Origin of the sequence: Rahnella victoriana (assembly GCF_021276285.1) — a bacterium.
Lineage (GTDB): Bacteria > Pseudomonadota > Gammaproteobacteria > Enterobacterales > Enterobacteriaceae > Rahnella > Rahnella victoriana.
The window spans coordinates 2,563,162-2,577,555 of sequence record NZ_CP089919.1 but is presented as its reverse complement, the minus strand read 5'-3'; the positions used below and the strand labels follow the sequence as shown (position 1 = coordinate 2,577,555).

Genomic DNA, 14,394 nt, shown 5'->3' with positions numbered 1-14,394 from the left:
TGGTCTCTCACGTGTAGGGCTGCGCACCCATGATTGAAAACTTCTCTGCTGAAAAGAACCTGCAACTGCAAACCCCGCAGGATCTCACCCGCACTTTTCCGCCACAGCCCGCGTCCCCTTCTGTTTATCCGGATGACGATTTAAACCGTCAAAGCCTGAAACAGCATATGGAACAGTTTCAGGCGTGGCTGGCGGATGCCTTCAATGCGGGGCAACGGGCGGAAGAGCTGGTGGATGCCCGGACGCATTACATCGATCAGCTGTTGCAACGTCTGTGGACGTTCTACGGCTTCGACAATATTCCTGAAACAGCGATGGTTGCCGTGGGCGGTTACGGACGTGGTGAGCTGCATCCTTTATCTGATATCGACGTGCTGGTGCTCAGTCAGAAACGCCTTAACGATGAACAGGCATTGCGGATTGGCGAACTGATTACCTTGCTGTGGGACCTCAAGCTGGAAGTCGGTCACAGCGTGCGTACGCTGGAAGAGTGTCTGCTGGAAGGGCTGGCCGATCTAACGGTAGCCACCAACCTGATCGAATCCCGTCTGATTTGCGGCGATGTCGCGCTGTTTCTCAGCATGCAGAAGCACATTTTCAGCGACGGATTCTGGCCTTCGCCAAACTTTTTCCGCGCCAAGATTGATGAACAGAATGAACGTCATCAGCGTTATCACGGCACCAGTTATAACCTTGAGCCGGACATCAAAAGCAGCCCCGGCGGCCTGCGCGACATTCACACGATTCTGTGGGTCGCCCGCCGTCATTTTGGCGCGACATCGCTCGATGAAATGGTAGCGTTTGGTTTTCTGACCAAGGCCGAGCGCAACGAACTGCTCGAATGCCAGAGTTTCCTGTGGCGCATCCGTTTTGCGCTGCATTTGCTGCTGCCCCGCTACGACAACCGTCTGCTGTTTGACCGTCAGCAAAGCGTGGCGCAACTGCTGCAATATCAGGGCGAAGGCAACCAGCCTGTCGAACGCATGATGAAGGATTTCTACCGCATGACCCGCCGGGTCGGCGAGCTGAATCAGATGTTATTGCAGTTGTTCGATGAGGCGATTCTGGCCATAGGCCCGAATGAGAAACCGCGCCCGCTGGATGACGATTTCCAGTTGCGGGGTGATCTGATTGATCTGCGCGACAGCACGCTCTTTGAGCGCCGTCCGGAAACCATTATCAGCATGTTCCATCTGATGGTGCGCCACCGTGAAATCAAAGGTATCTATTCCACCACCGTGCGCCTGCTGCGCCATGCACGCCGCCATCTCAAAGAGCCGCTGTGCATGATCCCGCAGGCGCGCGAGCTGTTTATGGGTATCCTGCGCCATCCCGGTGCAGTCTCGCGTGCGCTTGTGCCGATGCATCGCCACAGCGTGTTGTGGGCTTATATGCCGCAATGGGGACAAATCGTCGGGCAGATGCAGTTTGATTTGTTCCACGCCTACACCGTGGATGAACACACGATCCGCGTGCTGCAAAAACTGGAAAGTTTTGCCCATGAAGAGACGCGGCCAAAGCATCCTTTGTGCGTGGAATTGTACCCGCGCCTGCCGCAGCCTGAATTGTTGTTAATGGCGGCGTTGTTCCACGATATCGCCAAAGGCCGTGGCGGCGATCACTCCATTCTCGGCGCGCAGGATGTGCTGGAATTTGCTGAGCTGCACGGGCTGAACTCCCGCGAAACCCAGCTGGTGTCGTGGCTGGTTCGCTGTCATTTGCTGATGTCGGTCACGGCACAGCGGCGCGATATTCAGGATCCTAACGAAATTCAGCAGTTCGCTGCCGAAATGCAAAGCGAAGTGCGTCTGCGTTATCTGGTCAGTCTTACCGTGGCGGATATCTGCGCCACCAACGAAACCTTATGGAACAGCTGGAAACAGAGCCTGATACGCGAACTGTATTTTGCCACTGAAAAACAGCTGCGCCGCGGTATGCAAAACACGCCGGATCTGCGCGAACGTGTGCGCCATCACCGTCTGCAGGCACTGGCATTGCTGCGCATGGATAACATTGATGAAGAAGCGCTGCACCGGATCTGGAGCCGTTGCCGGGCGGATTATTTCCTGCGTCACTCGCCGAATCAGCTGGCGTGGCATGCAAGACATCTGCTGGAGCATGACTCCACCAAACCGCTGGTGCTGGTCAGCCGTCAGGCAACACGCGGAGGGACGGAGATCTTTATCTGGAGTCCCGACCGCCCGTATCTGTTTGCCACCGTTGCCGGTGAGCTGGACAGGCGCAATCTGAGCATTCATGACGCGCAAATTTTCACCAACCGCGACGGCATGGCGATGGACACCTTTATCGTGCTCGAGCCGGACGGCAGCCCGCTGGCACAGGATCGCCATGAAGCGATACGTTACGCGCTGGAACAGTCCATGACACAAGCGTATCAGCCGCCACGGGCACGACGTCCTTCGCCAAAACTGCGGCATTTCAGCGTACAGACGGAAGTGAGTTTCCTGCCAACGCATACGGATCGCCGGACGTATATGGAACTGGTGGCTCTCGATCAGCCCGGCCTGCTGGCCCGCGTCGGGGAAGTGTTCTCTGATCTCGGGCTTTCGCTGCACGGTGCGCGAATCTCCACCATCGGCGAACGCGTAGAGGACTTATTTATTCTGGCAAATGGCGAGCGTCGCGCGCTGGATAAGCAAACCCGCCAGGAAATCACACGCCGATTAACTGAGGCACTCAACCCTGGCGATAAAATGTGATACAAGTACCACTATCTTTTAAAACCAATTCAGGAAAGAGAACAGGATGCAGCAACTACAAACCGTTATTGAACAAGCCTTCGAGCGCCGTGCGGACATCACCCCGGCTAACGTTGACAGCGTAACGCGCGACGCCATCACTCAGGTTATCAGCAAAATCGACAGCGGCGAATTGCGCGTGGCTGAGAAGATTGATGGCGAATGGGTGACGCATCAGTGGCTGAAGAAAGCGGTACTGCTCTCGTTCAGAATCAATGACAACCAGGTAATGGAAGGCGGTGAAAGCCGTTACTTCGATAAAGTGCCAATGAAATTCGCTGACTACGACGAAGCGCGTTTCCAGCGTGAAGGTTTCCGCGTGGTGCCCCCGGCTGCCGTGCGTAAAGGCGCATTCATTGCCCGCAACACCGTGCTGATGCCTTCCTACGTCAACATCGGCGCTTACGTTGATGAAGGCACCATGGTAGACACCTGGGCGACTGTCGGCTCTTGCGCGCAGATCGGTAAAAACGTACACCTGTCCGGCGGCGTGGGCATCGGCGGCGTGCTGGAGCCCTTGCAGGCTAACCCGACCATCATCGAAGACAACTGCTTCATCGGCGCACGTTCAGAAATCGTTGAAGGCGTGATCGTTGAAGAAGGCTCTGTGATTTCCATGGGCGTTTACATCGGTCAGAGTACCAAAATTTATGACCGCGAAACCGGCGAAGTGCATTACGGTCGCGTGCCGGCTGGCTCGGTAGTGGTTTCCGGTAACCTGCCGTCCAAAGACGGTAAATACAGCCTGTACTGCGCGGTTATCGTCAAGAAAGTGGATGCAAAAACCCTGGGCAAAACCGGCCTGAATGAGTTATTGCGTACCATCGACTAAGATTAAAAATAGCGGGTATCAGTTACCCGCTATTTTTTTATCTTGCTGATGGCAAATTGTGTCATTAATCAACGATTCGAATTCTTCTTCGGTTCATCATGACCGTTAAATATTCTCCTAAACGAAGGTAGCGCTATGTATGACAATCTGAAAAGCCTGGGCATTAATAATCCCGACGATATTGATCGTTACAGCCTGCGTCAGGAGGCCAATAACGACATTCTGAAGATCTATTTCCGCAGAGATAAAGGCGAGTTTTTTGCAAAAAGCGTGAAGTTTAAATACCCGCGCCAGCGCAAAACCATCGTTGCCGACAACGCAGGGCAAGGCTACAAAGAAATCCATGAAATCAGCCCGAACCTGCGTTATGTCATTGATGAGCTGGATCAGATTTGTCAGCGCGATCAGGTGGAAGTGGATCTGAAACGTAAAATTCTTGATGACCTGCGTCATCTCGAATCCGTGGTGGCGAATAAAATTTCTGAGATTGAATCTGATCTGGAAAAACTCACCAACGGTCGCTGATAAATTCCGCAGGGAATACGTTGAATACAAAAAAGGTCAGGCATTTGCCTGACCTTTTTAATTGCGCGAAACCGGAGAACAGCGGCTTTTTATTTCAGCAACTGGCCCCATTTTTCTACCCACGGGATAGCAACAGTTTCCGGCTCGGCGGTTTCCATGGCATCGATTTCCAGCATTTCGCCCACGCGTGATGCGCCCTGCTCCTGCAATAAATCATCCAGCTTATGACCACCGCCGCAGAAATGATCGTAACTGATGTCGCCCAGCGCAATCATGCCGTAACGCAGTTCCGGCTGATAACCCACGGTGTCGCGGATCGCCACATACAGCGGCGCGATGCTGTCCGGCAAATCGCCCTGACCGGTGGTGGATGTCACGATCAGCACAAAGTGATGACGGTAATACTGCCAGGCTTCCAGCGTGCCTTCTTCAAACAGTTTCACGTCATGGCCCTGGCCTTTCAGCACGGTTTCCGCTTCTTCTGCGACGAGTAACGCATTGCCGTATACCGTACCGACAAAAATTCCGACTTCTGCCATGAGCTTCACTCCTGTGTGATGGTCGCTCCCCCGCCAAAATATCGTGCGGAGATCTTAAATTTGTTCATTATCCTGACGGCAAGTTTCAGCAAACTCAACCCTTTCAAGCTCAGGGATTTTCCCCTGCCAGCCAAACTGCGTCACCACGTTTTGCCAGCGGTGATCCCAGCGGGCGTGCAGCGATAATAATTCGCCGGTCACCGGATGTGGCAGTTGCATATGGCTGGCGTGAAGCATCAATCCTGAACAGCCGAAATGCTGCGTCATGCCGCGGTTTTGCTTTAAATCACCATGGGCGCTGTCACCGATAATCGGATGGCGCAAATGCGACATATGCCGGCGCAGTTGGTGTTTACGGCCGGTGTCCGGTTTCAGTTCCATCAGGCTGTAGCGGGCCGTGTCATAACGCCCGACCGCCACCGGCATTTCCACCTGCGCCACCACGCGATAATGCGTGACGGCGGGCTGTGGCGCTTTATCCGGGTTAGCAAACTTATCCGCGATTTTATCCAGCTCTTCGGTCAGCGCGTAATCAAGGGTGCCGTCTTGCGGCACATATCCGCGCACCACGGCGTGATACGTCTTGCTCATCTGGTTATTTTCAAACTGCTGCGACAGCAAACGCGCCACGTCGCTGGACAGCGCCAGCAGTAAAACGCCGGATGTCGGCTTATCCAGCCGGTGAACCGTAAACACATGCTGACCAATCTGGTCACGCAATGTCTGCATCACAAACACCGTTTCATGCCGGTCGAGCCAGCTGCGATGAACCAGCATGCCCGCAGGTTTATTCACTGCGACCAGATGTTCGTCCTGATACAAAATTTCCAGCATGTCAGTCTTCTATATTCAGCAAATCGTCGAGGCGTTGCAGCTGGGTCAGCAAACGGATTGCTTCCGGCATCGCGACTTCAAAATAGGGGGTGATAGCAAAACGGGTGGGCAGTGCCGCATCGGCTTCCAGCAAGGCGTACATGCGCGGGATCAGCACCCACTGCAACCATTGCTCAGCCGACAGGGTATCCACGGAGAACGGCTCTTTGCTTTCAAAGGCTTCCGGTTCCGGCGGCGTGGCATGCCACAATTTGTCATCGCGCATGGCCTGCTCGATGTCTTCTAAAATCTGGCGAACCTGGTTTTCTGTATTCATCAATGACTCTCTTCGTTCATGGCCCCGGGCAGCCTCCGCCAGGGGCGCAAAGCATAACATTGAAGGACTGATGCCCCAACTTTCTGCATCGTATCCATTTTATCTATTCAACCATAAGATTTTCATGGTGGCGATAAACGCCCGATACGGGCAAACTACCGCCACTTTTTTCTTTACAGATGTGTCCTCATGTCCGCAAAACACACTCAAAAAGCCCATGCAACACCCGCCAAAGCCATGCTGGCCTCCGTCACCGGCTACGCCATGGACGGTTTCGATTTACTGATCCTCGGTTTCATGCTCCCGGCCATCACCAGCGAATTTGGCCTGTCATCCTCACAAAGCGGTTCACTGGTGACCTGGACGCTGATTGGCGCGGTGCTGGGCGGCGTGATTTTTGGTCCGATCAGCGACCGTTTCGGCCGTATCCGCGTCCTGACTTTCACTATCCTGATGTTCTCCCTGTTCACCGGTTTGTGTGCCTTTGCACAAGGTTACTGGGATTTACTGATTTACCGCACGCTGGCCGGTGTCGGGCTGGGCGGTGAATTTGGGATCGGCATGGCGCTGATCGCAGAAGCCTGGCCTGCCGAAAAACGCAACCGTGCCTCGGCGTACGTCGGCATGGGCTGGCAGCTCGGCGTGTTAATGGCGGCCTTCCTGACGCCACTTCTGCTCGGTATTATCGGCTGGCGCGGCATGTTCCTGGTCGGTCTGCTGCCCGCGCTGGCGTCTTTCCTGATCCGCCGGACGATGGGCGAACCGGAAGCCTTCGTAAAAAGCGCCACCGCCAGCAATGACGGTTCCCTGTTCAGCCGCATTAAATTACTGTTCCGCGATAAAGCCACCACCAAAGCCAGCCTCGGCATTCTGATCCTCTGTTCCGTGCAGAACTTTGGCTATTACGGACTGATGATCTGGATGCCAAGTTACCTGTCGAAAAACTTTGGTTTTTCGCTGACCAAATCCGGCCTGTGGACCGCCGTAACAGTGATCGGCATGACCTTTGGCATCTGGCTGTTCGGCATGTTGTCGGATCGTTTCCCGCGCTGGAAAATCTTCCTGATTTATCAGATTGGTGCGGTCGTGATGGTGGTGTGTTACGCACAACTGACTGACCCGACGCTGATGTTATTCGCGGGCGCGCTGATGGGCATGTTTGTGAATGGCATGATTGGCGGTTACGGCGGGCTGATTTCCGATCTCTATCCGGTGCGTGTCCGGGCGACGGCGCAAAATCTGTTATTTAACCTTGGACGCGGTGTCGGCGGTTTTGGTCCGCTGGTGATCGGCATGCTGGTGGCGCAGGTGTCATTTACCGCGGCCATTACTTTGCTGGCGGCAATTTATCTGCTGGATATTTTCGCCACGTTATTCCTGTTACCGAAAAAGCAGGGACAGGATGATGTATTAGGGGCAATCGGCTGACAGGCGGGAGTGTCCGGCGGGAAAATTTTATTGAGACAAAAAGTTGGGGGCACTGTTTACACAGTGCCCCCGGTTCGTTTTATAGCAATCCAGCTACCTAAGTGCTCCCTGCTCAATCCCTGAAAACTTTTCCTGCGGTTATCCTAACCGGCTGTCCTTCGCATCGTCCAACTTTCATCCTGACGGTCTGTCCTAAGTCATCCTGACTGAAATCCCTTGGTCATCTGTGACCCGCTCAGCTTCCTTTGTGAGCTCTCTTCTCCGTCCTGGAGGTGTCCCTGGTTTCATCCTGAAACATCCTGGCATAATCCGATGCCGTCCTGACTCTTCCTGAGTCGTCCCCTTCTTGATGAATCAGCCATCATCCTGATGTTCTGTTTCATGCTTCCTTTCTGCCCGATTAGAATCGTTGATTTCGCCCTTCCGGGCAAGACAGGCTGTAAGCCATATCCAGGGCGCGTAAGCCGCCTCACACCCCGTTTAAAACCTAAAGTGTTGTTTTTTAATAGTTAACACATTTACCGCAGAAGATAATTAAGTCAAATTAGCGAGATCTCTTACAGCCTTTGTGAGAGATCTCTCACACGCTTGTGAGCCATTTGTGCTCTGCGGGATGGGGTGTTCAACGGATATAAATCAGGCGGGGTAAACAGCGGTCAGCATTGTAAGAAATTCTGGCAACGATGGCGAGAGTATAGTGCGTTTTTTACTGCCGAATTGTTCGAGCAGCACATTGCCGGTCACATTGCATAACGAGACCATATCCAGATCAGAATCGGTGGTCGCCAGAAAGACTGTTGGCGTCAGTTTCAGCCGCTTTTGCGTCACCAGATGGCCGATCAGATTTTCCTGCAAGCGGGTGAAATCATCCTCGCTCCAGACCTGCAATAACGTCAGCGCATTTCCCTGCCAGCTGGCGGTCATGTCACCGGCATATTGCGTGGTGTAAAACGCATGGGCTTCGGGACGCAATTGTAATTCCAGCGCGCGCTCCACATTTTGCAGCGTTGCTTCAGGGATAAACGTCTGCGTCAGCCAGTAAACCTTATCTTCCTCCGTTTTCACCACACAAGGTGATGCCACACCCAAAAGGGCTTCGCTGGCGGGCGGCATGCCGGTTTCCTGTTGCCAGAAATCGACATAACGCTGAGTAAATTCACGCAATGCTACAGAAACTTCAGACTCCATAATTCTCTCATCTTCCGGTAAGGCTGGGGTAAACTAGGGATTATTCTTTATTGTACCTATTTCGTAAGGTGACAGCATGTCCTCATATCAGGATAACCCCGCCCTGGCGCAACTAACGCTGGGTAAAAGTACGGCTTATGTCGATCACTACGACGCGTCTTTATTACAGGCCGTGCCACGCAGCATGAACCGCGAACCCCTGGGTTTATACCCTGACAACCTGCCCTTTCATGGCGCAGATATCTGGACGCTGTATGAACTGTCGTGGCTCAATGCTAAAGGGTTGCCGCAGGTTGCCGTGGGCGAAATCAGTCTGAATGCTAACAGCCAGAACCTGATCGAGTCCAAAAGCTTCAAGCTCTATCTGAACAGTTTCAACCAGACGGTATTCCCGGACTGGGAAACAGTGCAGAAAACCTTAACCCGTGACCTGAGCGCCTGTGCGCAAGGTGACGTGACCGTAACGGTCAGCCGCCTGTCTGAAATTGAAGGCACGCCGGTAGGACGTTTCGACGGTATCTGTATTGATGAGCAGGATATTGAAATCGACAACTACGAATTCAGCACTGATTATCTGGCCAGTGCCAAAGGTGAAGAAATCGTTGAAGAATCTCTGGTGAGTCATCTGCTGAAATCAAACTGTCTGATTACCCATCAGCCCGACTGGGGTTCCGTGCAAATCCGGTATCGTGGCCCGAAAATCGACCGCGAAGCCCTGCTGCGCTATCTGGTGTCTTTCCGTCATCACAACGAATTCCACGAACAATGCGTCGAACGGATCTTCAACGATCTGCTGCGTTTCTGCCAGCCGGAAAAACTCGCCGTGTACGCCCGCTACACTCGTCGCGGCGGGCTGGATATCAATCCGTGGAGATCCAACTTCCCGTTTGAACCTGCAACAGCGAGACTTGTCAGACAATAATGCGAGACGTTGCTCAAGAACTGAGCTAACGCTCTGTGAGCATTGGTAAAAGCCTGATGACAGGGTTACTGTTAAATTGCATACGGCGCAAAAAACATGATCCGAAAAATCATGCGCCGCAATCAGGTAGCAGAAAGAATCACTGCACCCGTTGGTGTCAAGGAGCAACTTTGATTACACATATCAGCCCGTTAGGCTCAATGGATTTGTTGTCGCAGCTGGAAGTCGACATGCTCAAACGCACGGCGAGCAGCGACCTCTATCGCCTTTTCCGAAATTGTTCACTGGCCGTCCTTAATAGCGGCAGCCAGACTGACAGCAGTAAAGAACTCCTCGATCGTTACGAAAGCTTTGATATCAATGTGCTGCGCAGAGAGCGTGGCGTGAAACTTGAACTGGTGAATCCGCCGGAAGATGCGTTTGTTGATGGCCGGATTATCCGCTCGTTGCAGGCCAACCTGTTTGCCGTCCTGCGCGATATCCTCTTCGTCAGCGGGCAAATCGACAACGCCGGTCGCTACCAGAATCTGAATACCGAAAATTCAGCGCATCTGACCAACCTGGTGTTTTCTATTTTACGCAACGCCCGCGCCCTGCATCTGGATGAAGATCCGAACATGGTGGTCTGCTGGGGCGGCCATTCCATCAATGAAATCGAATACCAGTACGCCCGTAACGTCGGCAGCCAGCTGGGATTGCGCGAACTGAACATCTGTACCGGCTGTGGGCCGGGTGCGATGGAAGCGCCAATGAAAGGGGCCGCCGTGGGTCACGCGCAGCAGCGCTACAAAGCCGGACGCTTCATCGGCATGACCGAACCTTCAATTATTGCCGCCGAGCCGCCGAATCCGCTGGTTAACGAACTGATCATCATGCCGGATATCGAAAAACGGCTTGAGGCGTTCGTACGCATTGCCCACGGGATCATTATTTTCCCGGGCGGCGTGGGCACGGCAGAAGAATTGCTGTATCTGCTGGGCATTCTGATGGATCCGGAAAACAGCGATCAGGTTTTACCGCTGATCCTCACCGGCCCGAAAGAAAGCGCCGACTATTTCCACGTTCTCGATGCCTTCATTAAAGAGACGCTGGGTGAGGAAGCCTGTAAGTTCTACACCATCATTATCGACGATCCGACCGAAGTCGCCCGTCAGATGAAACACGCTATGCCGCTGGTGAAAGAGAACCGCCGTAACAGCGGTGATGCCTACAGCTTCAACTGGTCGATTCGTATTGCGCCTGATTTACAGCATCCGTTCGAGCCAAATCACGAAAATATGGCGAACCTGAATCTTTATCCAAACCAGCCACCACAGGAGCTGGCCGCTGCCCTGCGCCGCGCCTTCTCCGGGATTGTGGCCGGTAACGTCAAAGAATTTGGGATCCACGCCATCGAAAAACACGGGCGCTTCAAACTGCACGGTGACCCGGCCTTAATGAAAAAAATGGACAGCCTGCTGCAAGGTTTTGTCGCACAGCACCGCATGAAATTGCCGGGCAGCGCGTACATCCCTTGTTATGAGATTTGTGCCTGACCGGCTGAATATACGACCAGTCACACTTCTGAAGCAGATCTAAGGGCGACGCGAGTCGCCTTTATTATGGAGATTATCATGGCTATACATCTGCTGATTATCGATGCCCTGAACCTGATCCGCCGGATCCATGCGGTGCAGGGCTCGCCTTGTCTGGTGACCTGCCAGAATGCCATCGGGCAACTGATCCAACATACACAACCCACTCATGCCGTTGCCGTGTTCGATGAAGACGACCGCGCCGACAGCTGGCGTCATCAGTGCCTGCCGGACTACAAAGCCGGACGTTCACCGATGCCGGACAACCTGTTCGCGGAAATGCCCAGCCTGAAAGCCGGTTTCGAAGCACAGGGCATTGCCTGCTGGCACTCGGCGGGGAATGAAGCCGATGATCTGGCGGCGACGCTGGCGGCAAAAGTGTCGGCGGGCGGTCATCAGGTCACTATCGTTTCAACGGACAAAGGTTACTGTCAGTTACTGGCACCGAATATCCAGATCCGCGATTATTTTCAGAAACGCTGGCTGGATATGCCTTTTGTGCAGGAAACCTTTGGTGTATTGCCGCACCAGCTGACCGACTACTGGGGACTGGCGGGGATCAGCAGCAGCAAAATTCCGGGCGTGCCGGGCATTGGCCCGAAAACAGCGGTCACCTTGCTGACGCAAACTGGCTCGCTGGATGCACTTTACGACAATCTGGAAGGCGTGCCGGAAAAATGGCGTCATAAGCTGGAGGAGCACCGGGAACTGGCCTATGCCTGCAAACGGGTGTCGACGCTGCAAACCGACGTCGCGCTGGACGGCAACTTACAGCAACTGCGCCTGCCATAAAAAAAGCGCTTCTCAAAAGGAAGCGCTCAGGAAAGATACTCTGAATAATCCGAGTGGCAGGAAGGCGGCAGGGTGAACACACGCAGCCAACGCATCAGCAACCCGAAGTATGACCAGTATCAGCGATCGCGCTCATCGCGACGTCCGCCAATTGCCGACCAGAAACGGCGAATGTGCACAGTGACTTCTTCGCGATCGTGATATAGCTGTTTGGCGAAGATCTCGGCATTCACGCCATTTTCTTTAAGACGTTCGTCGATGCGCTCAAGAATGTTCGACACTTCTTCGTAACGCTTTTTCATCGGCAGCTTCAGGTTGAAAATTGCCTCATGGCACCAGCCGTTGACCAGCCAGTCACACATCAGTGCCGCCACTTTCGCCGGTTTTTCTACCATGTCACACACCAGCCAGTAGTTCTTTGTACTGGTGGATTTATAGCGGAAGCCATCTTCACGCAGATGGATCACCTGACCGGTTTCCATCAGGCTTGGTGCCATCGGGCCGTTATCGATGGCCGTTACCATCATGCTGCGTTGTGTCAGCTGATAGGTCCAGCCGCCCGGACACGCGCCCAAATCGACGGCGTACATGCCGCTTGCCAGACGCTCATCCCACTCATCGGCAGGAATAAAGACGTGGAAAGCTTCTTCCAGTTTCAGCGTTGAACGGCTTGGCGCTTCGGAAGGGAATTTCAGGCGCGGGATCCCCATATAGAACGGTGAATTGTTATTACTGTAGGAATACCCGACATAACAGCAACCCGGCGCAATGAAGAACACATGGACGACAGGGCGCAACGCATTCTCTTTCTTGCCCAGAACCTTACGTTCACGCATCGCAGCACGCAGCGGCACCGTCAGTTTGCGACAGAACTTGGTCAGTTCTTTACTTTCATTGGTGTCCGGCACTTCAACGCGCAACTCGCCACCGTTGGTGATCACATTCTGAACCATGCCGACGATCGGAGAAACGCGATCTTCCGGCGGTAAATCTTTCAGCAATTCACCGACCACAATTAACTGACGGGCAAAAATCAGTTCGCGGAACGGCAAATTCTTCGCAATCTTGTCAGCATCATCCGGCTGATAACATTCAAACAGCACATATCCGCTGTTTTCTTTTACGCGGGCAAACCCGAAGATTTCCATCTTCGCGGCTTTGTCGGTAATTTCTGCTGCGCATTCTTTTTCAAAACCCTGACGGCAGTAGAGAGCAACTTTATTCATGGCGTTCGGCCTTTTTCTTCAGGCGCAATGCGCCGATCAACAACAAAATCCAACCGACCAGGAACAAGGTACCGCCAATCGGAGTGACAAAAACGAATAAACGGAGATGTGACAGCGCCAGACAATAGAGGCTGCCGCTGAATAAAACGGTTCCCAGCGCTAAAAAGGCGCTGCTCCAGTAGAACCACACATTGCGCTGGCGCTGCATCGCAACACCCAGAATCATCACCGCCAGCGTATGAATACTTTGATAAGTTAACCCGGTATGGATCCATGCCATTTCCGCTTCGCCGAGCGACTGGCTCAACACGTGTGCGCCAAAGGCTCCGAAAGCGACATAAATAAAGCCGCTGATGGCGGCAAAGATCAACATTGAACGACTGGTCATTATGCGTTACCTGTTATCATTATGTGCCGATAAAACCCTGACAAAACAGTCATATCGACAGACTTACAACTTTCTATCCCCGGCGATCTGGCCTTATGCCTGATCGAAACGAAAACGCAGTTTTTCCTGCTCGCTGGCTGCGCGGGCGAGGATCCACTGACGAAAGGCGGCTATTTTACCCAGTTCTGCCTGACTGTCATGACAAACCAGATAAAAAGCATTTTTGCTGATCAACACTTCACTGAACGGACACACCAGACGCCCGGCCTCAATTTCAGTCTGCGCCATAACATTATTCACCAGCGCGATGCCCTGCCCGTGAACCGCCGCCTGCACCACCATCGCACTGTGGCTGAAAATCGGCCCCTGCTGCACATTCACTTGCTGCAAACCCAGTTGCTTGGTGTAAGCCAGCCAGTCGCGGCGGGAAGCGTCATGCAGTAACGTGTGATGGCTTAAATCGGCCGGTTCCTTCAGCGGATTATCGCCCATCAGCAAAGAGGGAGAACAAACGGGCAGTAAATATTCCGCATATAAACGCTCTGCCCGTAACCCCGGCCAGTTGCCCCGGCCATGGAAAATGGCGACGTCAACATCGTCGGACAATTTGTCCTCTTCACGGTCGACAGCCTGAATGCGCACATCGATGCCCGGATAAGCTGAGTTAAAGCCAGACAATCTTGGCACCAGCCATTGAATCGCAAAGCTTGGCGGCAAACTGACGGTCAGCGCCCCTTTTGCACTGCGCGCCTGCAGTTTGCGCGTGGCTTCATTCAGGGATGAGAATATCTCTTTAATATCCAGATAATAGCTCTGCCCTTCTTCGGTCAGTAACAAAGACCGGTTTCGCCGCCGAAACAGTTTTAGCCCTAAAAAGTCCTCAAGTGACTTAATCTGGTGGCTAACAGCGGCCTGCGTGACGAACAATTCCTCGGCAGCCTTAGTAAAACTAAGGTGGCGCGCTGCGGCATCAAACACCCGCAGTGAATTCAAAGGCGGTAAACGTTTTGACATAGAATGGATACTTCTTATTCGCCGGTAAGCGGAACGCCTGTCCGTGGGTTTAGATAT

At 53.4% G+C, this 14,394-nt stretch carries 14 protein-coding genes; 7 read left to right on the top strand and 7 right to left on the bottom strand.

The genetic code is table 11. The features are described from left to right. Positions 1 to 29: 29 nt before the first annotated feature. From glnD to J9880_RS11925, 3 genes are all read left to right on the top strand, one after another. Positions 30 to 2,720, top strand: a complete 2,691-nt coding sequence (gene glnD, locus J9880_RS11935) for a bifunctional uridylyltransferase/uridylyl-removing protein GlnD (RefSeq protein WP_119822823.1) — start codon at positions 30 to 32, stop codon at positions 2,718 to 2,720. A 46-nt stretch (positions 2,721 to 2,766) separates the two neighbouring features. Further along, entirely contained in the window at positions 2,767 to 3,591 is an 825-nt protein-coding gene (gene dapD, locus J9880_RS11930; protein WP_119822824.1) for a 2,3,4,5-tetrahydropyridine-2,6-dicarboxylate N-succinyltransferase, read from the top strand. A 135-nt stretch (positions 3,592 to 3,726) separates the two neighbouring features. Further along, the gene (locus J9880_RS11925; protein ID WP_013574189.1) at positions 3,727 to 4,116 is read left to right on the top strand and encodes a DUF3461 family protein; all 390 of its coding nucleotides are present in this window, start codon (positions 3,727 to 3,729) and stop codon (positions 4,114 to 4,116) included. Positions 4,117 to 4,205: 89 nt separating this feature from the next. Here the strand turns inward: J9880_RS11925 and J9880_RS11920 are convergent, their stop codons facing one another. The 3 genes from J9880_RS11920 to J9880_RS11910 are packed head-to-tail and all read right to left on the bottom strand — an operon-like array spanning position 4,206 to position 5,805. After that, the gene (locus tag J9880_RS11920) at positions 4,206 to 4,655 is read right to left on the bottom strand and encodes a flavodoxin (RefSeq protein ID WP_095923220.1); all 450 of its coding nucleotides are present in this window, start codon (positions 4,653 to 4,655) and stop codon (positions 4,206 to 4,208) included. A gap of 54 nt (positions 4,656 to 4,709) precedes the next feature. After that, positions 4,710 to 5,489, bottom strand: coding sequence for a tRNA pseudouridine(65) synthase TruC (truC, locus tag J9880_RS11915; protein WP_095923221.1), 780 nt, complete (start codon positions 5,487 to 5,489; stop codon positions 4,710 to 4,712). 1 nt (position 5,490) lies between these two features. After that, positions 5,491 to 5,805: a YqcC family protein gene (locus tag J9880_RS11910; protein WP_095923222.1), complete on the bottom strand. Its 315-nt coding sequence runs from the start codon at positions 5,803 to 5,805 to the stop codon at positions 5,491 to 5,493. Between the two features lie 189 nt (positions 5,806 to 5,994). Between J9880_RS11910 and J9880_RS11905 the strand changes: the two genes are divergently transcribed. After that, positions 5,995 to 7,233 carry an MFS transporter gene (locus tag J9880_RS11905; RefSeq protein WP_131693855.1) on the top strand — a complete coding sequence of 413 codons (1,239 nt, stop codon included), beginning with the start codon at positions 5,995 to 5,997 and terminating at the stop codon, positions 7,231 to 7,233. 636 nt (positions 7,234 to 7,869) lie between these two features. Here J9880_RS11905 and syd read toward each other — a convergent pair. Continuing rightward, complete coding sequence (syd, locus tag J9880_RS11900) at positions 7,870 to 8,421, bottom strand: SecY-interacting protein (RefSeq protein ID WP_232769376.1); 552 nt, start codon at positions 8,419 to 8,421, stop codon at positions 7,870 to 7,872. A gap of 76 nt (positions 8,422 to 8,497) precedes the next feature. Between syd and queF the strand changes: the two genes are divergently transcribed. The 3 genes from queF (at position 8,498) to xni (ending at position 11,709) form a co-directional block, all read left to right on the top strand. After that, positions 8,498 to 9,343, top strand: a complete 846-nt coding sequence (queF, locus tag J9880_RS11895) for an NADPH-dependent 7-cyano-7-deazaguanine reductase QueF (protein WP_112288317.1) — start codon at positions 8,498 to 8,500, stop codon at positions 9,341 to 9,343. 170 nt (positions 9,344 to 9,513) lie between these two features. Continuing rightward, positions 9,514 to 10,878, top strand: a complete 1,365-nt coding sequence (ppnN, locus tag J9880_RS11890; protein ID WP_095923226.1) for a nucleotide 5'-monophosphate nucleosidase PpnN — start codon at positions 9,514 to 9,516, stop codon at positions 10,876 to 10,878. Positions 10,879 to 10,956: 78 nt separating this feature from the next. Then, on the top strand, positions 10,957 to 11,709 hold the full coding sequence (xni, locus tag J9880_RS11885) for a flap endonuclease Xni (RefSeq protein WP_119822829.1): 753 nt from the start codon (positions 10,957 to 10,959) through the stop codon (positions 11,707 to 11,709). A gap of 119 nt (positions 11,710 to 11,828) precedes the next feature. On the opposite strand, the gene rlmM is transcribed toward xni, so the two are convergent. The 3 genes from rlmM to J9880_RS11870 form a co-directional block, all read right to left on the bottom strand. Continuing rightward, positions 11,829 to 12,935 (bottom strand): 23S rRNA (cytidine(2498)-2'-O)-methyltransferase RlmM, encoded by a 1,107-nt coding sequence (gene rlmM / locus J9880_RS11880; protein ID WP_232769375.1) that lies wholly within the window; start codon positions 12,933 to 12,935, stop codon positions 11,829 to 11,831. Further along, the gene (locus J9880_RS11875) at positions 12,928 to 13,323 is read right to left on the bottom strand and encodes a DUF423 domain-containing protein (protein WP_095923229.1); all 396 of its coding nucleotides are present in this window, start codon (positions 13,321 to 13,323) and stop codon (positions 12,928 to 12,930) included. Before J9880_RS11875 ends, rlmM begins: the two co-directional genes overlap by 8 nt. 93 nt (positions 13,324 to 13,416) lie before the next feature. Continuing rightward, positions 13,417 to 14,337, bottom strand: coding sequence for a transcriptional regulator GcvA (locus J9880_RS11870; RefSeq protein ID WP_095923230.1), 921 nt, complete (start codon positions 14,335 to 14,337; stop codon positions 13,417 to 13,419). Positions 14,338 to 14,394: the final 57 nt, after the last annotated feature.